Origin of the sequence: Hydrogenophaga sp. NH-16, assembly GCF_004006415.1 — a bacterium.
Taxonomy (GTDB): Bacteria; Pseudomonadota; Gammaproteobacteria; order Burkholderiales; family Burkholderiaceae_C; genus Hydrogenophaga; species Hydrogenophaga pseudoflava.
In genome coordinates this window covers 2689358-2712537 of the sequence record NZ_CP029344.1, presented here as the reverse complement: position 1 = coordinate 2712537, position 23180 = coordinate 2689358, and the positions used below count along the sequence as shown (strand labels likewise).

Sequence of the window (23180 nt, the reverse complement as noted above, 5' to 3'; positions counted from 1 at the left end):
ACCAGGACTCAGAGCAGGACGATGTCGTACTGCTCCTGGGTCATCGAACTCTCGGCCTGCAGAGAGATGGGCTTGCCGATGAAGTCCGAAAGACCCGCCAGGTGCTGCCCCTCCTCGTCCAGAAAAAGCTCGATCACCCGGGGTGAAGCCACCACCCGGAACTCGCGTGGGCTGAAGGCACGCGCCTCGCGCAGGATTTCGCGCAGGATGTCGTAGCAGACGCTGCGCGCAGTTTTCACCACACCCTTGCCATCGCAGGACGGGCACGGCTCGCTGAGCATGTGGGCCAAGGACTCGCGGGTGCGCTTGCGGGTCATCTCCACCAGGCCGAGCTGCGAAAAGCCGCCGGTCATGGTCTTGACGCGGTCTCGCGACAACTGTTTGCGGAACTCGGTCAGCACGGCGTCGCGGTGGTCTTCACGCACCATGTCGATGAAGTCCACGATGACGATGCCGCCCAGATTGCGCAGCCGCAGCTGGCGCGCGATGGCCTGCGCGGCCTCCAGATTGGTGCGGAAGACGGTGTCGTCGAAATTCCGGGCCCCGACGAACCCGCCCGTGTTCACGTCGACCGTGGTCAGCGCTTCGGTCTGGTCGATCACCAGATAACCACCAGACTTGAGGTCGACCCGGCGACTGAGCGCGCGCGTTATCTCCTCGTCGATGTTGAACAGGTCGAAGATCGGTCGCTCGCCGGTGTAGAGCTGCAGCTTGCTGGCGGTGTCGGGCATGAATTCCGCGGCGAAGGACTGCAGCAGCCCGAACTGCTCGCGGGAATCGATGCGGATCGAGTGCGTCTGCGCGCCCACCAGGTCGCGCAACACCCGCTGCATCAGGTTGAGGTCCACATGCAGCACGGTGGCCGCAGGCTGGCGCGAAGCCGCATCCTTGATGCGCTGCCAGGTCTTGCGCAGGTAGGCAATGTCTTCGCCCAGTTCTTCGTCGCTGGCGTCCTCGGCGTTGGTGCGCAGGATGAAGCCACCGGCCGCACTGCCGTCGGGCATGGCCGTCAGTGTCAGCAGGCGCTGGCGCAGCGACTCGCGCTGAGCCGAGGGAATCTTCTGCGACACGCCGATGTGGTTGTCCTGCGGCAGAAACACCAGCAGCCGGCCAGCGATGCTGATCTGCGCGGTCAGGCGGGCGCCCTTGGTGCCAATCGGGTCCTTCAGGACCTGGACCATCAGCGCCTGTCCTTCAAAGATCTGCCGCTCGATCGGTTGCACCGGGTCAGGGGTCAGCACGCGGTTGGCGCCGCCGTTGGGGGCCTCGGACCCCGGCTGGGCGGCGGCACGCTCGCGCGGCGCCGCGTGCTTGGCGTTGATGTTGGGCATCAGGTCAGCGACGTGCAGGAAGGCCGCACGGTCCAGGCCAATGTCGATGAAGGCCGATTGCATGCCCGGCAGCACGCGGGACACCTTGCCCAGGTAGATGTTCCCCACGAGGCCGCGCTCCAGCGTGCGTTCGAGGTGCACTTCCTGCACCGCGCCCTGTTCCACCACCGCCACGCGGGTTTCCTGGGGTGCCCAGTTGATCAGGATGTCCTGGCTCATCGATGCCTCGTGATTGTGTTCAGGGTTCAGCAGGCCAGCCGCACGCCAGCAGCCCGCAGGAGTTGCGCGGTTTCATGGGCCGGCAAACCCATGATGCCCGAGTAACTGCCGCTGATGTGCCGGATGTGCAGGGCCGCCGCGCCCTGGATGGCATAGGCACCAGCCTTGCCCATGGGCTCGCCGCTGTCCACGTAGCGCCGGATGTCCGCGCCGCTCCACGGGTCGAACTCGACCTGCGAGGTGGACAGCGCCGCCCACTGGCGGCCCGGACCTCGGACCCCGGGTCGCGCCACCGCCACCGCCGTCAGCACGCGATGGCGACGGCCGGACAGATCGGACAGCATGCGCCGGGCCTCGGCGGCGTCAGCAGGCTTGCCCAGAATGCGGCGCCCGAGCGTCACGGTGGTGTCTGCGCACAGCACCGGCGCCAGCAGCCATCCCCTGCGCCGAAGCCGGTCAACGGACGCCTCCAGCTTCAGAGCGGTGACCCGCTGCACGTAGGCGGCAGGCGCCTCGCCGGGTTTCACCGCCTCCAGGGCCTCGACATCCTCGTCGGCATCGGGCAACAGCAGCTCGCAGCGCACACCCCACTGTTCAAGCAACTGCTTGCGGCGGGGGCTCTGGGAAGCCAGGTAGATGAAGTCACTCACGGCGGATCATTCCCGGTGGTAAGGGTGGTTGGCGTTGATCGACCATGCGCGATAGAGCTGCTCGATCAGCAGCACCCGGACCATGGCGTGGGGCAGCGTCATGTCCGACAGGCGGATGCGCTGGTGGGCCGCTTCGCGAAACGCGGGTTCGAGGCCGTCCGGCCCACCGATCACCAGCGCCACATCGTCGCCACCGAGCTGCCAGGCCTTGAGCTGCTGGGCCAACGCCTTGGTGGTCAGCTGCGCCCCACGCTCGTCGAGCACCACCACGCGGCAGCCCTTGGGCAGCGCGGCCACGATGCGCTCACGCTCGGCAGCCATGACGGTTTCCACCGTCTTGGCGCCACGCGGCTCGGTTTTTACGGTCTTGAGTTCCACCCGGAGTTCGGGCGGAAAGCGTTTGGCGTAGTCGTCGTAGGCGGTCTGGGCCCAGTCGGGCATGCGCTGCCCGACCGCGACGATCACCAGCTTCATGCCTTCTTCTTGGGCGCGGCCTTTTTCGCGGCGGCGGGTTTCTTCGCCGCCGGCTTGGGCTTGTTCACGACCAGCTTGGGCAGCACCGCTTTGGGTTGGGCCGTCTTGGCCGAGCCAGCGGTCTTGCGTGTCGCCTTGGCCGCGGGTGTCTTGACGGCTGCAGTCTTGGCTGTGGCCTTCTTGGCAGGCGCTTTCGCGGGTGCCGCCGCAGCAGCGGCCGCCTTGGCCTGCTTGCGGGCCACGGACTTGGCGTCCACCGGCTTGACCTCTTTCTCGACGCCCTTGCGGGTGGTCTTGCCCGCCGGCTTGGCGGCCGCGCGCGCCTCGGCGGCCTTCTCGGCAGCACTCTTGAGTCGTACCGGCTTCTGGCCCCAGATCTCTTCCAGGCGGTAGTACTGCCGGATCACCGGTTGCATCACATGGGCGACCGCCTGACCGCAGTCGATGATGATCCACTCACCGTTGTCCTCGCCCTCGATGCGGGGTTTGTCGAAGCCGGCCTCCCGCACAGCGTCGCGAACGCTGGACGCAAGCGCCTTGGTCTGCCGGTTGGAGGTGCCGCTGGCGATGATCACGCGTTCGAACAGCGGGGACAGCGTTTCGGTATTGAAGACCACGATGTCCTGGCCCTTGACGTCCTCCAGACCGTCGACGATGGCACGCTGGAGTTTCTGGATGTCTTTTTTGGCGGTGGTTTCGCTGGTCATGAAGGCTGCTGGTAAAGGGAATGGGTGGAAATATAGCCGGCGACGGCTTCGGGCACCAGCGCGGCCAGTTCCTGGGGCGCCGCGCCGGCAGACGCCATCGAGCGGAGGGCGGTGGAGCTGATGGGCGAAAGCGGCAACGGAAGCCGAAGGTGGGGCACGGGCGGGTCGTCGCTGGCATCACCAGATACGCGGGTCGCAGGAGACGGGAAGCCGGGACGCCCCGCCACCACCAGCCGCGCCAGATGCAGCACCTCCGGCCAGCGCTTCCAGGTCTTGAAGGCGGCCAGCTGGTCTTCGCCAATGATCAGGAACAGGCCCGCCCCCGGATATTCGAGCGCCAGTTCGTCCAGGGTGTCGATGGTGTACGAGTCGCCCGGGCGATCGATTTCGCGGCGGTCCACGCACACGCGCCCCAGGTCGCCAAAGGCCAGCTCACACATGGCCAGCCGGTGCTCCGCCGGGCTGAGCGCGCGCGCCTTGTGCCAGGCACGCCCGGTGGGCAGGATGTGCAGGCGGTCGAGCCGCAGCACATCCAGCGCAGACTCCACCAACAGTCGGTGCGCACGGTGCGGCGGATCGAATGCGCCGCCGAACAGGCCGACCCTTCGTACGGGCACCGTCCGGTCGTTCGACCGCCCAGAAGACATCAAACCCAGTCCTTGCGCACCAGGAAGTCGCTGTAGAGCTGTGCCTCGTGGGAGCCGGGCGCTTCCTGGCGCTGGTAGGACCAGCTCACCAGGGGGGGCATGGACAACAGGATGGACTCGCTGCGCCCGCCAGATTGCAAGCCGAAGTGGGTGCCACGGTCCCAGACCAGGTTGAATTCCACATAGCGGCCACGGCGGTAGAGCTGGAACTCCCGCTCACGCTCACCAGAAGGAAGCGTCTTGCGACGGTCCACGATGGGCAGGTAAGCGTCCAGGAAGGCATCGCCCACCGATCGCATCATGGCGAAACTGCCCTCGAAGCCCAGCTCCGAGAAGTCGTCGAAGAACACGCCACCGATGCCACGCTGCTCGTCGCGGTGCTTCAGGTAGAAGTACTCGTCGCACCACTTTTTGAAGCGAGGGTATTTGTCGACACCAAACGGGTCCAGCGCGGCCTTGCAGGTGCGGTGGAAGTGTTCGGCGTCCTCCTCGAAACCGTAGTACGGCGTCAGGTCCATGCCCCCGCCGAACCAGCACACCGGTTGCCCGCCCTTCGGCGTGGCAGCGATCATGCGAACGTTCATGTGGACGGTCGGCACCATGGGGTTGCGCGGGTGAAACACCAGCGAGACGCCCATCGCCTCGAAGGGTGCCCCCGAGAGCTCCGGCCGGTGCTGGGTGGCCGAGGGCGGCAGGGCGGGCCCCGTCACATGCGAAAAACCACACCCTGCCCGCTCGAACACTGCGCCGTCTTCGAGGATCTGGGTGATGCCACTGCCCTGCAGGCGCTCGCCCGCCGGTTTTTTCCAGTGGTCCACGACGAAGCTCCCGCCATCCACCACGGCAATGGTGGACGTGATGCGGTCCTGGAGGTTGACGAGGTGGTCGCGGACCCTCTGGGTGGGATTTTTCATGGTCAGAGCGCCCGATAACCGATGTCGCGGCGGCACTGCATGCCGTCGAAGCGGATGCCATCGACCACGCCGTAGGCCTTCTGCTGCGCGGCGGCCACCGTGTCGGCCAGCGCCGTCACGCACAGCACGCGGCCGCCCGAGACCACCACCTGACCGTTGGCATCGGCCGTTCCGGCGTGAAACACCATGCGGTCGGCCTCGTCGGCTGGCAGGCCACTGATGGCGTCGCCCTTGCGCGGGTTCATGGGGTAACCGGCGGCGGCCAGCACCACGCCCAGCGCCACGCGCGGGTCCCAGTCCAGCGTCACCTGGTCCAGCTCGGCGCGGGTGGCCGAGAGCAGCACCTGGGCCAGGTTGGAACGCAGCCGCATCATGATCGGCTGGGTCTCCGGGTCGCCCATGCGGCAGTTGAATTCGAGCGTCTTCACACGGCCATCGGGCGTGATCATCAGGCCGGCGTACAGGAAACCGGTGTAAGGAATGCCGTCGGCCGCCATCCCACGCAGCGTGGGCAGGATCACCTCGTCCATGGCGCGCTGGTGCACCGCGGGCGTCACCACCGGCGCAGGCGAATAGGCGCCCATACCGCCGGTGTTCGGACCCTGGTCGGCGTCCAGCAGGCGCTTGTGGTCCTGGCTGGTGGCCAGCGCCAGCGCGTTCACTCCGTCGCACAGCACGATGAAGCTGGCCTCTTCGCCTTCGAGGAACTCCTCAATCACCACGCGAGCGCCGCCTTCGTTGTGCGCCACGCCCAACTTGTTGTCCAGCAGCATGAAGTCGATGGCCTCGTGCGCTTCGACCAGCGACATCGCCACCACCACGCCCTTGCCCGCTGCCAGCCCGTCGGCCTTGATCACGATGGGCGCGCCCTTGGCGTCCACATAGGCATGGGCCTGCGCCGCGTCGGTGAAGGTCTGGTACTCGGCCGTGGGAATGCCATGGCGCTGCATGAAGGCCTTGCTGAAGGCCTTGGAGCTTTCGAGTTGCGCGGCCTTCTGCGTCGGACCGAAGATGGCCAGACCATGGGCACGGAACTCGTCCACCACACCGGCCGCCAGCGGCGCCTCGGGGCCGACCACGGTCAGGCCGATGCCGTTGGCCTGCGCCCATTCGCGCAGCGCCACCTTGTCGGTGATGGGCAGGTTCGTCAGCTGCACATCGCGCGCGGTGCCCGCATTGCCCGGTGCGACAAACACCTGCTCCACGCCTTCAGACTGCTTGAGCTTCCACGCCAGCGCGTGCTCGCGGCCACCGCCGCCAATCACCAGGACTTTCATTCGTTGATCTCGGCGTTGTGGAACACGTCCTGCACATCGTCCAGGTCTTCGATGACATCCAGCAGCTTCTGCATGCGGGCGGCGTCGTCGCCGGTCAGCTCGATGGTGTTTTCGGGCCGCATGGTCACCTCGGCCACTTCGGGCTTGAGGCCAGCCGCTTCCAGCGCGTTCTTCACCGCTTCGAAGTCGGTGTAGGCGGTCAGCACCTCGATGGCGCCATCGTCGTCGGTGATCACGTCTTCGGCCCCGGCTTCCAGCGCCACTTCCATGACCTTGTCTTCGCTCGTGCCGGGCGCAAAGATGATCTGACCGCAGTGCTTGAACTGAAAGGCCACCGAACCTTCGGTGCCCAGGTTGCCACCGTACTTGCTGAACGCGTGGCGGATCTCGGCCACGGTGCGCACCTTGTTGTCGGTCATGGTGTCGACGATGATGGCGGCGCCACCGATGCCGTAGCCCTCGTAGCGGATCTCTTCCAGCGCCTGGCCTTCGAGGTTGCCCGAAGCCTTGTCGACGTTGTACTTGATGCGGTCGGCTGGCATGTTGGCCGCCTTGGCCTTGTCAATCGCCAGCCGCAGGCGCGGGTTCATGGCCGGGTCGCCACCGCCCGTGCGGGCTGCGACCGTGATCTCTCGGATCACGCGCGTCCAGATCTTTCCCCGCTTCTCATCCTGCCGGCCCTTGCGGTGTTGAATGTTGGCCCATTTGCTGTGTCCAGCCACGAGAGAGTCCTTTTTTCTGACCAGAATTTGGTGTAATAACTCTCGATTTTACGACCCACCCTCTCCTCTCTCTGCAAGGATGCCCGACATGGCCGAACCGATGCTGATCGCCCAGAACGCCAGTACACAGTGCCACCTGCTGCCCGGTCTGGCCAACCGCCACGGGCTGATCACCGGCGCCACCGGTACCGGCAAGACGGTGACACTGCAGACCCTGGCCGAACAGTTCTCCAACATCGGCGTGCCGGTGTTCATGGCCGACGTCAAGGGCGACCTCACCGGCATCAGCCAGACCGGCAACCTGCCCGACAAAGTCCGCAAGATCCTGGCCGACCGGGGCCTCACCCCCACCCCGCCCCAGGCCTGCCCCACCACACTGTGGGACGTGTTCGGTGAGCAGGGCCATCCGGTGCGGGCCACCGTCTCCGACATGGGCCCGCTCCTGCTGTCGCGCATGCTGGACCTCAACGACACCCAGGCCGGCGTGCTCAACCTGGTCTTCAAGATCGCTGACGACAACGGCCTGCTGCTGCTGGACATGAAAGACCTGCGCGCCATGCTGCAGCACGTGGGCGACAACGCCAAGCAGTTCACCACCGAGTACGGCAACATCAGTGCGGCCAGCATCGGCGCCATCCAGCGCGGCTTGCTGCAGATCGAGCAGCAAGGCGGCGACAAGTTCTTTGGCGAGCCCATGCTCGACATCAGCGACTTCATGCAGACCGTGGGTGGCAAGGGCGTGATCAACGTGCTGACCGCCGACAAGCTGCTGAACGCGCCGCGCCTGTACGCCACCTTCCTGCTGTGGATGCTGTCGGAGCTGTTCGAGAGCCTGCCCGAGATCGGCGACCCCGAGAAACCCAAGCTGGTGTTCTTCTTCGACGAAGCCCACCTGCTGTTCGACGAAGCGCCCAAGATCCTGGTCGAGCGCATCGAACTGGTGGTGCGCCTGGTGCGTTCCAAAGGCGTCGGCGTGTATTTCGTGACGCAGAACCCGCTGGACATCCCGGATTCCGTGCTCGGGCAGTTGGGCAACCGCGTGCAGCACGCGCTGCGCGCCTTCACCCCGCGCGACCAGAAGGCCGTCAAGGCGACCGCCGAGACCATGCGCCCAAAAGCCGGACTGGACATCGAAGCCGCCATCACCGAGCTGGCGGTGGGCGAGGCGCTGGTCAGCCTGCTCGACAGCAAAGGACGCCCGAGCGAGACGGAGCGCGTGTTCGTGCTGCCCCCGGGCAGCCAGCTCGGGCCCATCACCCCCGAACAGCGCAAAGCGCTGCTCCAGGGTTCGCTGGTGGCCGGCGTGTACGAGAAGGTGGTGGACCGCGAAAGCGCCTATGAGATGTTCCGCAAGCATGCGGGTGCCGCAGACGATGCCGACGCCGCACCGCAAGATGCACCCAAGACCCCTCGCATCCCCGGCGCTGCAGGCAAGAAAGCCGAAGCGGAAAGCGGCGGCATCGGCGGCATGCTGAACGAAGCGCTGTTTGGTCGGACCGGCCCGCGCGGTGGACAGTACGACGGCATCGTCCAGACCATGGCCAAGACCGCCGCCCGCAGCGTGGCCAGCGGCATCGGTCGCCAGATCGTGCGCGGCGTGCTGGGCAGTCTGCTCGGCGGCAAGCGCTGAACCTTCAAACCATTCGCCAAGGACCTTACATATGCCCCAGCGCTTCTTAGCTCATGCTTGCCTGGTCGGCCTCAGTGCCCTGTTGAGCGCCTGCGGCGGCGGCGACAGTGGCGACGACGCCGGAGGTGGTGGCAGCTCGGCCGAGAAGGTGGCCAGCTGTGGCCTCAGTGGCGGCCCGTTGCGCATCATGCCTCTGGGCGACTCCATCACCGAGGGCGAAGCCGGCCACAACAGCTACCGCCGGGTGCTGTGGCAGCGCCTGAACGGCGCGGGCTGCTCGGTCAACCTGGTCGGCAGCAAATCGGGCGTGTCCAGAGGCTCACGCGACAGCGGGTCGGTCAACCCACCCAACGCCGACTTCGACCTGGACCACGAAGGCTACTGGGACTATTCGGTCAACGAGCTCGCGCCCCGGGTGGGCGGGCTGGTGGCCCAGGCACAGCCCGATGTCGTTCTGGTGCATCTGGGCACCAACGACGTGCTCGCAGGCCAGTCGGCCAGTGGCATCGCCGCCGAGCTCGGCGGCGTCATCGACGCGATCCGCGCAGGCAAGCCGGACGCCCACATCCTGCTGGCCAAAATCATCCCGGCGGCACCCGACCCCTCCGGCACCGCAGCCCTCAACCGCCTGATCGACGGCGTCGCGTCCGGCCGGTCCAGCGCCACATCGCCGATCGCGGTGGTCAACCAGGCCAGTGGGTATTCCACCGGCGACAACTACGACGGCGTCCATCCCAATGTCAGCGGGGAGTCCAAGCTGGGCAACCGCTGGGCGGACGCCGTGCTCGCCTGGCGGACTCAGTGATCGCCGGGTCTTCGGCTCGCTGCGCCCAAAAAGAAACCCGGCATTGCCGGGTTTCTTTTTGAACATGCCGGCGGTGATCAGCCCGCTGTGGCCTCTTCGGGCTTGGCCTTGCCTTCCTTCTTGGGCAGCGGCTGGATGTCGAGTTTGACCTCCTGCGTTTCCTTGCCGTCCTCGCCGACCTTGGACTCCAGGTCCACCGTCAGGCGCCCGCCCTCGGTCAGACGTCCGAACAGCAGCTCGTCGGCCAGCGCGCGGCGAATGGTGTCCTGGATCAGGCGCTGCATCGGACGCGCCCCCATCAACGGGTCGAAACCCTTCTTGGCCAGGTGCTTGCGCAGCGTGTCGGTGAAGGTGACCTCCACTTTCTTCTCGGCCAGTTGGCCTTCCAGCTGCAGCAGGAACTTGTCCACCACGCGCATGATGATCTGCTCATCCAGCGCCTTGAAGCTGACGATGGCGTCCAGCCGGTTGCGGAACTCCGGCGTGAACAGGCGTTTGATATCGCCCATTTCGTCGCCGGCCACACGCGGGTTCGTGAAGCCGATGGTCGCCTTGTTCATGGTCTCGGCGCCCGCATTGGTCGTCATGATGATGATGACGTTGCGGAAGTCGGCCTTGCGCCCGTTGTTGTCCGTCAGCGTGCCATGGTCCATCACCTGCAGCAGCACGTTGAAGATGTCGGGGTGCGCCTTCTCGATCTCGTCCAACAGCAGCACGCAATGCGGCTTCTTGGTGATGGCCTCGGTCAGCAGACCGCCCTGGTCGAAACCGACATAGCCCGGAGGCGCGCCGATCAGGCGGCTGACCGCGTGCCGCTCCATGTACTCCGACATGTCGAAGCGGATCAGGTCGATGCCCATGATGTAGGCCAGCTGCTTGGCGGCTTCGGTCTTGCCGACGCCGGTGGGGCCGCTGAACAGGAAGGCGCCAATCGGCTTGTCGGCCTTGCCCAGCCCTGAACGGGCCATCTTGACGCTGGCGGCCAGCACCTCCAGCGCCTTGTCCTGGCCGAACACCACGCTCTTGAGGTCGCGCTCCAAGGTCTGCAGCTTGCCTCGGTCATCATTGGACACGTTCGCAGGCGGAATGCGCGCGATCTTGGCCACGATTTCCTCGATCTCGGCCTTGCCGATGGTCTTCTTCCGCTTGGAAGGCGTGAGGATGCGCTGCGCCGCACCGGCCTCGTCGATCACGTCGATGGCCTTGTCCGGCAGATGGCGGTCGTTGATGTACTTGGCCGAGAGCTCTGCGGCGGCCTGAAGGGCGGCCACCGCGTACTTGACGCTGTGGTGCTCCTCGAAACGGCTCTTGAGCCCCTTCAGGATATCCACCGTCTGCTCCACCGTCGGTTCGACCACATCCACCTTCTGGAAGCGGCGGGACAGCGCCGCGTCCTTCTCGAAGATGCCGCGGTACTCGGTGAAGGTGGTGGCGCCGATGCACTTGAGCTGGCCGCTGGACAGCGCCGGTTTGAGCAGGTTCGAGGCGTCCAGCGTCCCGCCCGAAGCCGCACCGGCCCCGATGAGCGTGTGGATCTCGTCAATGAACAGGATGGCGTTGGGCTTGTCCTTGAGCGACTTCAGGACAGCCTTGAGGCGCTGTTCGAAATCACCCCGGTATTTGGTGCCCGCCAGCAAAGCGCCCATGTCGAGCGAGTACACGGTGGCCTCGGCCAAGATGTCGGGCACATCATTCTGCGTGATGCGCCAAGCCAGGCCTTCGGCGATCGCGGTCTTGCCCACGCCAGCCTCACCGACCAGCAGCGGGTTGTTCTTGCGGCGGCGGCAGAGGATCTGGATCGTGCGCTCGACCTCGTACTCGCGGCCGATCAACGGGTCGATCTTTCCTTCCTTGGCCGCCTGGTTGAGGTTCTGGGTGAACTGCTCCAGCGGTGACTGTTTTTCGTTGCTCTTGGCCTCGGCGCCCTGCTCCTCGTTGTCCGCAGCACTTTCGCCAGGCTTGGACGACTCGGGAGGATCGCTCTTGCGGATGCCGTGGGCGATGAAATTCACCACGTCCAGGCGCGTCACGCCCTGCTGGTGCAGGTAGTAAACGGCGTGAGAATCCTTCTCGCCGAAGATAGCCACCAGCACGTTGGCGCCGGTCACCTCTTTCTTGCCATTGCCGGTGGACTGCACGTGCATGATCGCGCGCTGGATCACCCGCTGGAACCCCAGCGTGGGCTGCGTGTCCACCTCGTCGGTGCCGGCCACCTGGGGCGTGTTGTCCTTGATGAAGTTCGTCAGGGACTTGCGCAGGTCGTCGATATTGGCCGAGCAGGCGCGCAAAACCTCGGCTGCGCTGGGGTTGTCCAGCAGCGCCAAGAGCAGGTGCTCAACCGTGATGAATTCGTGTCGTTGCTGGCGAGCCTCAACGAAGGCCATATGCAAGCTGACTTCAAGTTCCTGGGCAATCATGGACGCTTCCTTTGGGCTGGTGAGAATCTGAAACGCAAGCGTTCGGGTAGAGGTTTACAGGGAAGAGACCATCAGTTGGGGTAGACCCGCCTTTATTCAACCGGTTCACTCAGACATTGCAGCGGGTGACCAGCGGCTCGGGATGCCGCCAGCACCTGATCGACCTTGGTGCTGGCCACGTCCCGGGTGTAGATGCCGCAGATGCCTTTGCCCTCCAGGTGGATCTTGAGCATGATCTGGGTGGCCGTCTCCCGGTCCTTGCTGAAAAACTCCTGGATCACGTGCACGACAAACTCCATGGGCGTGAAGTCGTCGTTGAGCAACACGACCTGAAACATCTGTGGTGGCTTGGTTCGCTGGGTGCGCCGCTCAAGCACCACCGAGTCATCGCTGCCGATGCCTGTCGGAGCGGCTGGAACTGGGGGTTTCTTCGGTATCTGCGTGGCCATGAAAATGATTCTAGCGGCCAGCTGACTAGCAAGTCGGGCTGTGGACATGTCCAGGCAAGTTCCGGCGGGCGGGCTGCGCCTGCCGGGTGCCTAGTGTCTCTGTTGCTGACCCTTTCCATGGCGCCATTGTCCGCCTGGATGCCAAGAAAAAACCGCCAAGGAATGGCAATTCCTGGCGGCTTTTGTGCCCTTTCCCCGGAGGGAGAAAGACCGGACCTACATGTGGTCAATCATGACCTGCCCGAAACCGGAACAGGACACCTGGGTGGCCCCGTCCATCAGCCGAGCGAAGTCGTAGGTCACCTTCTTGGAGAGAATGGCCTGCTCCATGGCCGAAATGATCAGGTCGGCGGCCTCCGTCCAGCCCATGTGGCGCAACATCATTTCAGCCGACAGGATCTCGGATCCGGGATTTACGTAGTCCTTGCCGGCGTATTTCGGCGCGGTGCCGTGGGTGGCTTCGAAGCAGGCCACCGAGTCGGACAGGTTGGCGCCCGGGGCGATGCCAATGCCGCCCACCTGGGCCGCCAGGGCGTCAGAGACGTAGTCGCCATTGAGGTTGAGCGTGGCGATCACCGAGTATTCGGCCGGCCGCAGCAGGATCTGCTGCAGGAAGGCGTCCGCAATCGAGTCCTTGATCACGATGTTGCGGCCGGTTTTGGGGTTCTTGAACTGGCACCACGGGCCTCCGTCGATGGGCTCGGCGCCGAATTCCTTCTGGGCCAGGGCATAACCCCAGTCGCGGAAACCGCCCTCGGTGAACTTCATGATGTTGCCCTTGTGGACCAGGGTCACGCTGGGCTTGTCGTTGTCGATCGCATACTGGATCGCCTTGCGCACCAGCCGCTCGGTGCCCTCGATCGACACCGGCTTGATGCCGATGCCCGAGGTTTCAGGGAAGCGGATTTTGGTCACGCCCATCTCGTCCTGCAGGAACTTGATCAGCTTCTTCGCCTTGTCACTCTGGGCGGCGTATTCGATGCCGGCGTAGATGTCTTCCGAGTTTTCTCGGAAGATCACCATGTTGGTCTTCTCAGGCTCCTTCAGCGGCGACGGCACGCCTTTGAAGTACTGCACCGGCCGCAGACACACGTACAGGTCCAACTCCTGCCGCAGTGCCACGTTCAGGGAACGGATCCCGCCCCCAACCGGCGTGGTCAGAGGGCCCTTGATCGAGACCACATACTCCCTGAGCGCGGCCAGCGTCTCTTCCGGCAGCCAGACGTCGGGGCCATACACCTTGGTCGACTTCTCGCCCGCGAACACCTCCATCCAGTGGATCCTGCGCTTGCCGCCGTAGGCTTTCTCCACGGCCGCGTCAACCACCTTGAGCATCACCGGTGTGATGTCCAGACCGGTGCCATCGCCTTCGATGTAGGGAACGATAGGCTCATCCGGCACGTTCAGCGACATGTCCTGATTGACAGTGATCTTCTGGCCCTGGGCCGGCACCTTGATGTGCTGATACATGGAAAACGATCTCCGGTGGAATGATGGATGCGGCAACTCTGAGGCCGGAATCGGCTCAGACAGCCGGAAATTCTATTCCGCTTGACAAGACTGATCGCGCACAATGCGCGCTTGCACGACACGAGAACCTCCCTATGATTCGCCGGACCACCCTCCTCGGCCTGCTGGCCCTGTTCGTCTCTCCTGCTTGGTCGCAGACTGCTCCGCAACTCGACCTGCCCAAGGTCACGCTGAAGGCGGGCATGCACCTGATTCACGCCCAGGTGGCCTCCACTCCTGAACAGCGGGCGACGGGTCTCATGTTCCGTTCTGAGATGCCCGCCAACGAAGGCATGCTGTTCGTTTTCGAGGAGTCCGCGGGGCAGTGCTTCTGGATGAAGAACACCCTGCTGCCCCTCACCGCTGCCTTTGTGGCCGACGACGGCACCATCGTCAACCTGGCGGACATGAAACCCAGGACGCTGGACTCCCACTGTTCCGCCAAGCCGGTGCGGTACGTGCTGGAGATGCACCAGGGCTGGTTCGCCAAGCGCGGCATTCAGGCGGGGTCTCGTCTTGGCGGGCTGCCCTTCGAAGGACGGCGCTGAACCACAACGCCAATAAAAAAGCCCGCCGTGAGGCGGGCTTTTTGGATGGTGGGTAACGGCCAAACCAGAATCAGGCCACCAGTTCCAGCGCAGCATTGAGCGTCTTGCTCGGACGCATCACCGTGGAGAGCTTGTCGAAGTCGGGCTTGTAGTAACCGCCAATGTCCACCGGCTTGCCCTGGACCTCGATCAGTTCTGCGACGATGGCCTGCTCGTTGTCCGCCAGCTGCTTGGCCAGCGGCGCAAACTTGGCAGCCATTTCGGCATCCTCGGTCTGCGCGGCCAGTTCCTGTGCCCAGTACAGCGCCAGGTAGAACTGGCTGCCCCGGTTGTCGAGCTGGCCGGTCTTGGGGGACGGGTTCTTGTTGTTGTCCAGCAGCTTGCCCGTGGCACTGTCCAGGGTCTTGGCCAGGAGCTTGGCTTTGCTGTTGCCGGTCTTCAGGCCCAGGTCCTCCAGCGACACGGCCAAGGCCAGGAATTCACCCAGCGAGTCCCAGCGCAGGTGGTTCTCTTCCACCAGCTGCTGCACGTGCTTGGGTGCCGAACCACCGGCGCCCGTTTCGTACATGCCACCACCGGCCATCAGCGGCACGATGGACAGCATCTTGGCCGAGGTGCCCAGTTCCATGATGGGGAACAGGTCGGTCAGGTAGTCGCGCAGGATGTTGCCGGTGGCGCTGATGGTGTCCAGGCCGCGGATCACGCGCTCCAGCGTGTAGCGCATCGCGCGCACCTGGCTCATGATCTGGATGTCCAGACCGTTGGTGTCGTGCTCGTGCAGGTACATCTTGACCTTGCGGATCAGCTGGGCTTCGTGCGGGCGGTACGCGTCCAGCCAGAACACCACCGGCATGCCGGAATTGCGGGCGCGGTTGACGGCCAGTTTGACCCAGTCGCGGATCGCGGCATCCTTGACCTGGCACATGCGCCAGATGTCGCCCTCTTCCACGTTCTGGCTCAGCAGCACCTCGCCGGTTTCCAGGTCGGTGATGTTGGCGATGCCGTCCTCGGGAATCTCGAAGGTTTTGTCGTGCGAGCCGTATTCCTCGGCCTGCTGGGCCATCAGGCCGACGTTGGGCACCGTGCCCATGGTCTTGGGATCGAAAGCGCCATGCCACTTGCAGAAGTTGATCATCTCCTGGTAAATGCGGGCGAAGGTCGACTCGGGCATCACGGCCTTGACGTCCTTCAGGCGGCCGTTCGCGTCCCACATCTTGCCGCCGTTGCGGATCATGGCCGGCATCGAGGCGTCGACGATCACGTCATTGGGCGAGTGGAAGTTGGTGATGCCCTTGGCCGAGTCGACCATGGCCAGCTCGGGACGGTGCTCATGGCAGGCATGCAGGTCGCGCTTGATCTCGTCCTGCTTGGACTGCGGCAGCTTGGCGATCTTGTTGTACAGATCGACCATGCCGTTGTTGACGTTGACGCCCAGCTCCTTGAACAGCTCGCCGTGCTTCTCGAAGGCTTCCTTGTAGAAGATTTTCACGCAGTGGCCGAACACGATGGGGTGCGAGACTTTCATCATGGTGGCCTTAACGTGCAGCGAGAACATCACGCCGGTCTTGCGGGCATCCTCGATTTCCTTCTCGTAGAAAGCCAGCAGGGCCTTCTTGCTCATGAACATCGAGTCGATGACTTCGCGGTCGAGCAGGGAAACCTTAGGCTTGAGCACGATGGTCTTGCCGCTCTTGGTGATCAGCTCCATCTTCACGTCGCGCGCCTTGTCCAGCGTGATCGACTTCTCACCGTGGTAGAAATCGCCAGCGTGCATGTGAGACACGTGCGATTGCGAGGCTTGGCTCCATTCGGCCATGCTGTGCGGGTTCTTGCGGGCGAACTCTTTCACCGCACGGGGGGCGCGGCGGTCCGAGTTGCCTTCGCGCAGCACCGGGTTCACGGCCGAGCCGGTGCACTTGGCGTAACGCGCCTTGATGGCCTTTTCTTCGTCGTTCTTCGGGTTTTCAGGGTAGTCGGGGAGCTTGTAGCCTTTGGCCTGAAGCTCCTTGATAGCCGCCACCAGCTGGGACACGGAGGCGCTGATGTTGGGCAGCTTGATGATGTTGGCCTCGGGGCGCAGCGTCAGCTTGCCCAGCTCGCCCAGGTAGTCCGGCACCCGCTGCTCTTCGGTCAGGTATTCGGGGAACTGCGCCAGGATGCGGGCGGCGACGGAGATGTCGCTGGTGGTCACGTTGACGCCCGCGGGGGCGGCAAAGGTGCGGATGATGGGCAGGAACGACGCCGTCGCCAGCAGGGGCGCTTCGTCGGTGAGGGTGTAAACGATGGTCGAGGACGGTTGGCTCATGGCATGGCTCCTGATGTCGTTGTTGGAAATCCGCCGCTCCCGACAAACTCGGGGCAAGCGGTCGATGGTGTGGGATTTTGCTTTCAGTCCTCTGACCTCGGCTTCAAAATTCGAAGTGTTATCTCACATAACAAAATTGAACATCAAAAACTCCAACTTTTTTTCACCGTTGCCTTGACCTCATGGGGCCGAGGCCATGAAAAAAGCCCGAAGGCATGCACCTTCGGGCTTCGCCGAACCGGATTGGTCCGTCGCCGTCAGGCGAAGTTGCTTTCGGCAAACGACCAGTTGACCAGCTTGTCCAGGAAGGTTTCAACGAACTTCGGCCGCAGGTTGCGGTAGTCGATGTAGTAAGCGTGTTCCCAAACGTCCACGGTCAGCAGGGCCTTGTCACCGGTCGTCAGGGGCGTGCCGGCGGCGCCCATGTTGACGATGTCCACGGAGCCGTCGGCTTTCTTGACCAGCCAGGTCCAGCCGGAACCGAAGTTGCCCACGGCGGACTTGACGAAGGCTTCTTTGAAAGCCGCGTAGCTGCCCCACTTGGCGTTGATCGCAGCGGCCAGCGCACCGGAAGGCTCACCGCCGCCGTTGGGCTTCATGCAATTCCAGAAGAAGGTGTGGTTCCAGATCTGGGCGGCGTTGTTGTAGACGCCACCGCTGGACTTCTTGACGATCGATTCGAGGTCCATGGACTCGAACTCGGTGCCCTTCTGCAGGTTGTTCAGGTTGACCACATAGGCGTTGTGGTGCTTGCCATGGTGGAACTCCAGCGTTTCCTTGGAGTAGTGCGGTGCCAGGGCATCGATGGCGTACGGCAGTGCGGGCAGGGTGTGTTCCATGTGGGGTCCTCGTCTGTTGAGTGGGAAAAGTCCGGCGCATTGTAGGCAACACATTGAACCGCTGCTGCACTCAGGGGAAAAGAGGTCCGACCTTCAACGGTCCGCAGTCAGATCCACCGAACCGTCCGCCAGAGTCGCCGTGACGGACTGGCCCGGCCGCACCTGCGCGGCCTGGGTGATCGCGCGTCCATCACGGTCAGCGAGAAATGCATAGCCGCGCTCGAGCACCAGCATCGGATCCAGCAGGCCGAGCGCCGCACCGCAACGATCCAGCCGCTGCACGTGCGCCGACAGCGCGCGTGCGACCGCCTGGGGCAGCGTGGAGGACAGCCGCTCGAGATGGAGGGCGTGGCGCTGCTGGCGCAGCTGCACCGCCGACGTGAGCCGGTGCTGCAGGGCCGACAGCCGCTGGCTGCTGTCGTGCAGACGGCCCGAGGGGCGCCCCAGCCGCTGGGCCAGCCGGTCCAGCCGCTGCGCCCGCAGGTCCAGCCCCCGCCAGACCACATCCCTGAGATCGGTTTCGAGCTGCTCCAGCTCGTCAAGCCGCTGTTGCCGGGCCGGTGCGCACAGCTCGGCCGCCGCCGTAGGCGTGGGGGCCCGCAGGTCGGCCGCAAAGTCGGACAGCGTGAAATCGGTCTCGTGCCCGACGCCGCAGACCAACGGCATGGGCGCGCGCACGACCGTGCGCACCACCGATTCGTCGTTGAACGCCCAGAGGTCTTCCAGCGATCCCCCTCCACGAACCAACAGAAGCACATCGCCTTCGCCGGAGTCCCTGAAGCGCTGGTAGGCCTGCTCCAGCGCCCGGCAGATTTCCTGCGGCGCCTGTGCCCCTTGCACTGACGCAGGATGCACCAGCACCGGTATGTGGGGCACCCGCCGCCGCAGTGCGGTTACCACGTCGCGCAGCGCAGCGGCTCCCAGCGAGGTCACCACCGCGATGCTCCGGGGCTGCGACGGCAACCCCCGTTTGCGCCGGGGGTCAAACAGCCCCTCCGCCTCCAGCTTAGCCTTGAGCCGGATGAACTGTTCGAACAAAGCGCCCTGCCCCGCCGGTTTGAGCGCTTCAACGATCAGCTGCAGATCCCCACGCGGACCATAGACATCCAGCCGGCCCTGAGCTTGCACCAGCAGCCCATCCCGCGGAACAAACTGCAGCTGATCCGCCGCACGGCGGAACATGGCACAACGCAACTGCCCCGATTCGTCCTTCAGCGAGAAGTAGCAGTGTCCGCTGGCGGCACGGGAGAAGCCCGAGATCTCGCCACGAACTGCCACGGGGTTGAAGCGCACAGACAAGACGTCCGCAATCGCTTGCATCAGCGGCCCAACCGCCCACACGCGCCGCGCAGAGCCGTCGTCCTGGGTGAAAAACGGCTCAGACACAGGCATCTCCGGACCGAACCTGTCCACAAGGCGCGCCGTTGCTGGAATCCGTACCCTCTACCCCCGTGTCATCTAGGACCTGCGGGAAGTGGCTTGATTTCAAAGCACTTTGGGCTGCCTGTTTTGTCATCGAACTGTTGAAACGCAGACGTTTGGCGGGATGCGCCGCCATCGAGGTACGGTTCTGCACAAAGTTATCCACAGAATCTGTGCATGGACCCAAGGGTCGGGTTCGGGTGGAGAGGCTGGTGCATCGGCGCAGGACTGCCGCGGGCGGTCGCAGGGGCTGAGACATAATCAAAAGATTGCACCGGAGCCCTGATTTGTTTTCCATCATACAAGCCGCTGGCTGGCCGATCTGGCCCCTCATCTTCTGTTCAGTGATCGCTCTCGCCCTCGTGATCGAGCGTTTTGTCAGCCTCAAGGCGGCCAAGGTTCTGCCTCCACAACTGCTCGAGGAAGCCATCATGGTTTCCCGCAACGGCGTCCCCAACCCGGATGTGGTCACCCAGCTGGAGCAGAACTCGGTGTTTGGCGAGGTGCTCGCCAGCGGCTTTCGGACCCTGAACAACAACCCCAGGGCCACCGAAGACGACCTGAGATCTTCACTGGAGGGCGCGGGACGCATCGCCGGTTCGCGGCTGCAACGCTACCTGGGGGCGCTGGCCACGATCGCCTCCGCAGCCCCTCTGCTGGGTCTGCTGGGCACGGTGATCGGCATGATCGAGATCTTCGGCTCCCAGGGTGGCGACGGTGGCATGGGCACCATGCCGGGCGGCGGCAATCCCACCCAGCTGGCGCACGGCATCTCGATCGCCCTGTACAACACCGCTTTTGGCCTGATGGTGGCCATTCCCGCGCTGATTTTCTGGCGCTATTTCCGCGCCCGGGTCGACGACTACCTGCTGGCCATGGAAGTCGCCACGGAGCGGTTCGTCCGCCACCTGGTGACACTGCGCAACAAGTAAGCAGCGCCCGGGAACCCCGCATGAACTTCCGTCCTGGAACCCGTGATGAGCCGGAGATCAACCTGATCCCTTTCATCGACATCCTGCTGGTCGTGCTGATCTTCCTGATGCTGACCACGACCTACAGCAAGTACACGCAGCTGCAGGTCAATCTGCCGGTGGCCGATTCCGAGGCCCAGCGCAGCGCCCCGAAGGAAGTCATCGTCTCGGTCAGCAGCGACGGCCGCTACGCGATCAACCAGTCGATGCTGGACGGCTCGTCCGTCGAGTCGCTCACCCGTGCGCTCGAAGAAGCAACGCAGGACACACGCGACATGGTGATCATCATCAGCGCAGATGCCGCGGCCACCCACCAGTCGGTGATCAACGTGATGGATGCGGCGCGGCGCGCCGGGCTGGTGCAGATCACCTTCGCCACCCAGCAGTCCGGCTCGGCCCCCTCGCGCGGCAAGTCCTGACCCCCCCGCCATGACACGCCCGGACGCCGAAGCCCGGTGGCAAGCGATCTGGGCGCAGCGGGGCTGGAAAGCCCGCCTTCTGTGGCCGATGTCCCAGATCTACCGGGCGCTGGTCGGCTTGCGGCGGCGCCGCTACGCACAGGGTCAATGGCCAGTGGAACGCCTGCCCGTGCCGGTGATCGTGATCGGCAACGTGGTGGTCGGTGGCGCGGGCAAAACGCCCACGGTGATGGCGCTGATCTCCCATCTGCGCTCGCGGGGCTGGTCGCCGGGCGTGGTGTCCCGGGGGCACGGGAGGCTGGGTGAAGGACTGCTGGAGCTCACATCCGGGACAACGGCCTCGGAGGCTGGGGACGAACCCACCCTGATTCACCGGAGCACAGGCGTGCCGGTCGTGGTGGGAAGGCGTCGTGCGCACGCTGCCCGTGCACTGCTGGCGGCGCACCCCGAGGTGGACCTGCTGCTGTGCGACGATGGGTTGCAGCATCTGGCACTGGGACGTGACATCGCCATCGCGGTGTTCGATGACCGGGGCACCGGCAACGGATGGCTGCTGCCGGCGGGCCTGCTCAGGGAGCCCTGGCCTCCTGCCGCGGAAGACCCGTTCTCGCCACAGTTTGTCTTGCTGCAGCGACGGGCTGACTCCGCACCGGTCTCGCCCCCTGCCTTGCCCGTGGGCGCGACCTTGTTTGTGGCCACCCGGCGTCTCGCTGGCGTCGCCCGCGGTCCTAGTGGCAGTGAACGACCGTTGTCCGAACTGGCGGGCCAGGACCTGGTGGCCGTGGCCGGCATCGCCCGGCCGGATGTCTTCTTCGAAATGCTGCGCAACCAGGGGCTGACCCTGTCCCGGTGCATGGCCCTGCCAGACCACGCGCCGCCGGACGCCTACCAGGCAGTCCTGGATTCACCCTCATCCACCGTGGTGTGCACGGAAAAAGATGCGGTCAAGCTGTTCGCCCAGGCACTGGCGCTGCCAGCCGACCGGCGCCCGTCCCTGTGGACGGTGCCATTGGAGCTTCAGCTCGACCCGGCCTTTCTGGCTGAACTGGATCATCGGCTGGAGGCTCTGCGTGCAAGCGCGCGACTATCATCGCGGCATGGATACCAAACTGCTTGAACTGCTGGTCTGCCCCGTCACCAAAGGCCCTCTGATCTTCGACCGCGAGGCCCAGGAACTGATCTCTCGCAGCGCCCGCCTGGCCTATCCGGTGCGCGACGGCATTCCCATTCTCCTGGAGCACGAAGCCCGGACACTGAGCGACGAAGAAGCCGCTCGGCCACCGGCGCCCACCGCATGAGCGCGGCTGTCCGGACACCGGCCTTCAGCGTGCTGATTCCGGCGCGCATGGCCTCCAGCCGCCTCCCAGATAAACCTCTGGCAGACATTGCGGGCCTGCCCATGGTTGTTCGTGTGGCCCGGCAGGCGCTGCTCAGCGGCGCCCGCCAGGTGGTGGTGGCGGCCGACGATCCCCGCATCCTGAGCGCCTGTGCGGAGCATGGCGTCACGGCGCTGCTCACCCGTTCCGACCACCCCTCCGGCAGCGACCGGCTGGCCGAAGCCTGTGAACTGCTTGGCCTGGCTGACGACGAGCTCGTGGTGAATGTGCAGGGGGACGAGCCGCTGGTGGACCCCGCGCTCATTGCCGCAGTGGCCACGCAGCTGGCGCAAAGGCCCGATTGCGTGATGAGCACCGCCGCCCACGCCATTGAGCAGGTGGAAGACTTTCTCAATCCGAACGTGGTCAAGGTGGTGCTCGACCGGCGGCAGGTGGCGCTGTATTTCAGCCGCGCGCCCATCGCCTGGTGGCGCGACGGCATGTCGAACGGCCAGCCGCTCAGCCTGCCTTCTCCGGCCCCTTGGCGGCACATCGGCGTCTACGGATACCGGGCGGGTTTCCTGCGCCGTTTTCCGTCGCTGGAGCCGGCACCGCTGGAACTGACGGAGTCGCTGGAGCAACTGCGCACCCTATGGCACGGTGAGCGCATTGCGGTGCATCTCGCGACCCATGCGGCCGCTCCCGGTGTGGACACCCCCACGGACCTGGAAAGGGTCCGGGCGCTGCTCCGGAAGTCTTGAACTGCGACACTGTCTGTAAGGCAGTGTCGGGGTAGGCCATGCTATCCTCGTTCGACCCTCGATACCGGGGCCAGCTCAGCCGCGGAGACAGGCGAGCACGAATGAAACACTGATACAAGGAAGACGATGAGACTGATCCTGTTGGGCGCTCCTGGTGCGGGCAAGGGCACACAAGCCACCTTCATCTGCCAGAAGTACGGCATCCCCCAGATCTCGACCGGCGACATGCTGCGTGCCGCCGTGAAGGCTGGCACGCCTCTGGGCATGCAGGCCAAGGCGGTCATGGACGCCGGTGGCCTGGTGAGTGACGACCTGATCATCAACCTCGTCAAGGAACGCATTGCCCAGCCCGACTGCGCAAGCGGCTTCCTGTTCGATGGCTTCCCGCGCACCATCCCGCAGGCCGACGCTATGAAAGCGGCCGGCGTGAAGCTGGACTACGTGCTGGAAATCGACGTGCCGTTCGACGCCATCATCGAACGCATGAGCGGCCGCCGCTCACACCCCGCCTCAGGGCGCACCTACCACGTGAAATTCAACCCGCCCAAGGTGGAAGGCAAGGACGACGTCACCGGTGAACCGCTGATCCAGCGCGACGATGACAAGGAAGAAACGGTCAAGAAGCGCCTGGAGGTGTACAGCGCCCAGACCCGACCGCTGGTCGACTACTACAGCCAGTGGGCCAGGACAGATCCGGCCGCCGCCCCCAAGTACCGCGCCATCAGCGGCACCGGTTCGGTGGATGAGATCACAGCCCGCGCGTTCCAGGCCCTGGCCGCCTGACCCAGCTCCCACTCCTCCTGCAAACCCGGCAACTTGCCGGGTTTCTTTTTTTGTCGTTGCAACGG

General features: G+C 64.8%; 23 protein-coding genes. 9 read left to right on the top strand and 14 right to left on the bottom strand.

Annotated elements, in window-relative coordinates; genetic code table 11:
* Positions 1-8: 8 nt before the first annotated feature.
* From rng to DD542_RS13085, 8 genes are read right to left on the bottom strand one after another with little or no spacing between them, the layout of a single operon-like run.
* A complete protein-coding gene (gene rng / locus DD542_RS13120) occupies positions 9-1550 on the bottom strand; it encodes a ribonuclease G (protein WP_066150998.1) in 1542 nt (513 codons plus the stop codon).
* A gap of 26 nt (positions 1551-1576) precedes the next feature.
* Complete coding sequence (locus DD542_RS13115; RefSeq protein ID WP_127805965.1) at positions 1577-2200, bottom strand: Maf family protein; 624 nt, start codon at positions 2198-2200, stop codon at positions 1577-1579.
* Positions 2201-2206: 6 nt separating this feature from the next.
* Complete coding sequence (gene rlmH, locus DD542_RS13110; RefSeq protein WP_079365798.1) at positions 2207-2674, bottom strand: 23S rRNA (pseudouridine(1915)-N(3))-methyltransferase RlmH; 468 nt, start codon at positions 2672-2674, stop codon at positions 2207-2209.
* Positions 2671-3381, bottom strand: coding sequence for a ribosome silencing factor (gene rsfS, locus DD542_RS13105; RefSeq protein ID WP_066151008.1), 711 nt, complete (start codon positions 3379-3381; stop codon positions 2671-2673). The genes rlmH and rsfS overlap by 4 nt, the downstream gene beginning before the upstream one ends.
* The gene (gene nadD / locus DD542_RS13100; protein ID WP_127805964.1) at positions 3378-4028 is read right to left on the bottom strand and encodes a nicotinate (nicotinamide) nucleotide adenylyltransferase; all 651 of its coding nucleotides are present in this window, start codon (positions 4026-4028) and stop codon (positions 3378-3380) included. Before nadD ends, rsfS begins: the two co-directional genes overlap by 4 nt.
* A complete protein-coding gene (hemF, locus tag DD542_RS13095; protein ID WP_127805963.1) occupies positions 4028-4942 on the bottom strand; it encodes an oxygen-dependent coproporphyrinogen oxidase in 915 nt (304 codons plus the stop codon). The genes nadD and hemF overlap by 1 nt, the downstream gene beginning before the upstream one ends.
* A 2-nt stretch (positions 4943-4944) precedes the next feature.
* Positions 4945-6219 carry a phosphoribosylamine--glycine ligase gene (purD, locus tag DD542_RS13090; RefSeq protein ID WP_066151016.1) on the bottom strand — a complete coding sequence of 425 codons (1275 nt, stop codon included), beginning with the start codon at positions 6217-6219 and terminating at the stop codon, positions 4945-4947.
* On the bottom strand, positions 6216-6941 hold the full coding sequence (locus DD542_RS13085; RefSeq protein WP_066151019.1) for a YebC/PmpR family DNA-binding transcriptional regulator: 726 nt from the start codon (positions 6939-6941) through the stop codon (positions 6216-6218). Before DD542_RS13085 ends, purD begins: the two co-directional genes overlap by 4 nt.
* A gap of 88 nt (positions 6942-7029) precedes the next feature.
* Here DD542_RS13085 and DD542_RS13080 point away from each other — a divergent pair, with 88 nt between their 5' ends.
* Complete coding sequence (locus DD542_RS13080; protein WP_127805962.1) at positions 7030-8571, top strand: helicase HerA-like C-terminal domain-containing protein; 1542 nt, start codon at positions 7030-7032, stop codon at positions 8569-8571.
* A 31-nt stretch (positions 8572-8602) separates the two neighbouring features.
* Positions 8603-9376 carry an SGNH/GDSL hydrolase family protein gene (locus DD542_RS13075; protein WP_079365794.1) on the top strand — a complete coding sequence of 258 codons (774 nt, stop codon included), beginning with the start codon at positions 8603-8605 and terminating at the stop codon, positions 9374-9376.
* Positions 9377-9453: 77 nt separating this feature from the next.
* On the opposite strand, the gene clpA is transcribed toward DD542_RS13075, so the two are convergent.
* From clpA to icd, 3 genes are all read right to left on the bottom strand, one after another.
* Positions 9454-11793, bottom strand: coding sequence for an ATP-dependent Clp protease ATP-binding subunit ClpA (clpA, locus tag DD542_RS13070; protein ID WP_066151025.1), 2340 nt, complete (start codon positions 11791-11793; stop codon positions 9454-9456).
* Between the two features lie 92 nt (positions 11794-11885).
* Positions 11886-12242: an ATP-dependent Clp protease adapter ClpS gene (gene clpS, locus DD542_RS13065; RefSeq protein ID WP_127805961.1), complete on the bottom strand. Its 357-nt coding sequence runs from the start codon at positions 12240-12242 to the stop codon at positions 11886-11888.
* A 216-nt stretch (positions 12243-12458) separates the two neighbouring features.
* Positions 12459-13712: an NADP-dependent isocitrate dehydrogenase gene (gene icd / locus DD542_RS13060; protein ID WP_066151028.1), complete on the bottom strand. Its 1254-nt coding sequence runs from the start codon at positions 13710-13712 to the stop codon at positions 12459-12461.
* A 134-nt stretch (positions 13713-13846) separates the two neighbouring features.
* Here icd and DD542_RS13055 point away from each other — a divergent pair, with 134 nt between their 5' ends.
* Positions 13847-14299, top strand: a complete 453-nt coding sequence (locus DD542_RS13055; RefSeq protein ID WP_066151031.1) for a DUF192 domain-containing protein — start codon at positions 13847-13849, stop codon at positions 14297-14299.
* 70 nt (positions 14300-14369) lie between these two features.
* On the opposite strand, the gene DD542_RS13050 is transcribed toward DD542_RS13055, so the two are convergent.
* The 3 genes from DD542_RS13050 to xseA form a co-directional block, all read right to left on the bottom strand.
* The gene (locus DD542_RS13050; protein WP_127805960.1) at positions 14370-16604 is read right to left on the bottom strand and encodes an NADP-dependent isocitrate dehydrogenase; all 2235 of its coding nucleotides are present in this window, start codon (positions 16602-16604) and stop codon (positions 14370-14372) included.
* A 257-nt stretch (positions 16605-16861) separates the two neighbouring features.
* On the bottom strand, positions 16862-17443 hold the full coding sequence (locus DD542_RS13045) for a Fe-Mn family superoxide dismutase (RefSeq protein WP_127805959.1): 582 nt from the start codon (positions 17441-17443) through the stop codon (positions 16862-16864).
* 93 nt (positions 17444-17536) lie between these two features.
* Positions 17537-18763 carry an exodeoxyribonuclease VII large subunit gene (gene xseA, locus DD542_RS13040; protein WP_241559797.1) on the bottom strand — a complete coding sequence of 409 codons (1227 nt, stop codon included), beginning with the start codon at positions 18761-18763 and terminating at the stop codon, positions 17537-17539.
* A gap of 389 nt (positions 18764-19152) precedes the next feature.
* Here xseA and DD542_RS13035 point away from each other — a divergent pair, with 389 nt between their 5' ends.
* From DD542_RS13035 to adk, 6 genes are all read left to right on the top strand, one after another.
* Positions 19153-19797, top strand: coding sequence for a MotA/TolQ/ExbB proton channel family protein (locus DD542_RS13035; RefSeq protein WP_066151043.1), 645 nt, complete (start codon positions 19153-19155; stop codon positions 19795-19797).
* A 20-nt stretch (positions 19798-19817) separates the two neighbouring features.
* Positions 19818-20255: a biopolymer transporter ExbD gene (locus tag DD542_RS13030; protein WP_079365791.1), complete on the top strand. Its 438-nt coding sequence runs from the start codon at positions 19818-19820 to the stop codon at positions 20253-20255.
* Between the two features lie 10 nt (positions 20256-20265).
* Complete coding sequence (gene lpxK, locus DD542_RS13025; RefSeq protein WP_127805957.1) at positions 20266-21372, top strand: tetraacyldisaccharide 4'-kinase; 1107 nt, start codon at positions 20266-20268, stop codon at positions 21370-21372.
* Positions 21353-21553 carry a Trm112 family protein gene (locus DD542_RS13020; RefSeq protein WP_066151054.1) on the top strand — a complete coding sequence of 67 codons (201 nt, stop codon included), beginning with the start codon at positions 21353-21355 and terminating at the stop codon, positions 21551-21553. The genes lpxK and DD542_RS13020 overlap by 20 nt, the downstream gene beginning before the upstream one ends.
* Entirely contained in the window at positions 21550-22332 is a 783-nt protein-coding gene (kdsB, locus tag DD542_RS13015) for a 3-deoxy-manno-octulosonate cytidylyltransferase (protein WP_066151056.1), read from the top strand. Before DD542_RS13020 ends, kdsB begins: the two co-directional genes overlap by 4 nt.
* Positions 22333-22458: 126 nt before the next feature.
* A complete protein-coding gene (adk, locus tag DD542_RS13010; RefSeq protein ID WP_127805956.1) occupies positions 22459-23115 on the top strand; it encodes an adenylate kinase in 657 nt (218 codons plus the stop codon).
* Positions 23116-23180 lie beyond the last annotated feature (65 nt).

What these genes read in the sequence shown, in the direction of transcription:
- rng (WP_066150998.1), bottom strand. Translation starts at nt 1,550, where the DNA reads ATGAGCCAGGACATCCTGATCAACTGGGCACCCCAGGAAACCCGCGTG.
- rlmH (WP_079365798.1), bottom strand. Translation starts at nt 2,674, where the DNA reads ATGAAGCTGGTGATCGTCGCGGTCGGGCAGCGCATGCCCGACTGGGCC.
- rsfS (WP_066151008.1), bottom strand. Translation starts at nt 3,381, where the DNA reads ATGACCAGCGAAACCACCGCCAAAAAAGACATCCAGAAACTCCAGCGT.
- nadD (WP_127805964.1), bottom strand. Translation starts at nt 4,028, where the DNA reads ATGTCTTCTGGGCGGTCGAACGACCGGACGGTGCCCGTACGAAGGGTC.
- hemF (WP_127805963.1), bottom strand. Translation starts at nt 4,942, where the DNA reads ATGAAAAATCCCACCCAGAGGGTCCGCGACCACCTCGTCAACCTCCAG.
- purD (WP_066151016.1), bottom strand. Translation starts at nt 6,219, where the DNA reads ATGAAAGTCCTGGTGATTGGCGGCGGTGGCCGCGAGCACGCGCTGGCG.
- DD542_RS13080 (WP_127805962.1), top strand. Translation starts at nt 7,030, where the DNA reads ATGGCCGAACCGATGCTGATCGCCCAGAACGCCAGTACACAGTGCCAC.
- DD542_RS13075 (WP_079365794.1), top strand. Translation starts at nt 8,603, where the DNA reads ATGCCCCAGCGCTTCTTAGCTCATGCTTGCCTGGTCGGCCTCAGTGCC.
- clpA (WP_066151025.1), bottom strand. Translation starts at nt 11,793, where the DNA reads ATGATTGCCCAGGAACTTGAAGTCAGCTTGCATATGGCCTTCGTTGAG.
- clpS (WP_127805961.1), bottom strand. Translation starts at nt 12,242, where the DNA reads ATGGCCACGCAGATACCGAAGAAACCCCCAGTTCCAGCCGCTCCGACA.
- icd (WP_066151028.1), bottom strand. Translation starts at nt 13,712, where the DNA reads ATGTATCAGCACATCAAGGTGCCGGCCCAGGGCCAGAAGATCACTGTC.
- DD542_RS13055 (WP_066151031.1), top strand. Translation starts at nt 13,847, where the DNA reads ATGATTCGCCGGACCACCCTCCTCGGCCTGCTGGCCCTGTTCGTCTCT.
- DD542_RS13050 (WP_127805960.1), bottom strand. Translation starts at nt 16,604, where the DNA reads ATGAGCCAACCGTCCTCGACCATCGTTTACACCCTCACCGACGAAGCG.
- DD542_RS13045 (WP_127805959.1), bottom strand. Translation starts at nt 17,443, where the DNA reads ATGGAACACACCCTGCCCGCACTGCCGTACGCCATCGATGCCCTGGCA.
- xseA (WP_241559797.1), bottom strand. Translation starts at nt 18,763, where the DNA reads ATGCAAGCGATTGCGGACGTCTTGTCTGTGCGCTTCAACCCCGTGGCA.
- DD542_RS13030 (WP_079365791.1), top strand. Translation starts at nt 19,818, where the DNA reads ATGAACTTCCGTCCTGGAACCCGTGATGAGCCGGAGATCAACCTGATC.
- lpxK (WP_127805957.1), top strand. Translation starts at nt 20,266, where the DNA reads ATGACACGCCCGGACGCCGAAGCCCGGTGGCAAGCGATCTGGGCGCAG.
- DD542_RS13020 (WP_066151054.1), top strand. Translation starts at nt 21,353, where the DNA reads ATGGATACCAAACTGCTTGAACTGCTGGTCTGCCCCGTCACCAAAGGC.
- kdsB (WP_066151056.1), top strand. Translation starts at nt 21,550, where the DNA reads ATGAGCGCGGCTGTCCGGACACCGGCCTTCAGCGTGCTGATTCCGGCG.
- adk (WP_127805956.1), top strand. Translation starts at nt 22,459, where the DNA reads ATGAGACTGATCCTGTTGGGCGCTCCTGGTGCGGGCAAGGGCACACAA.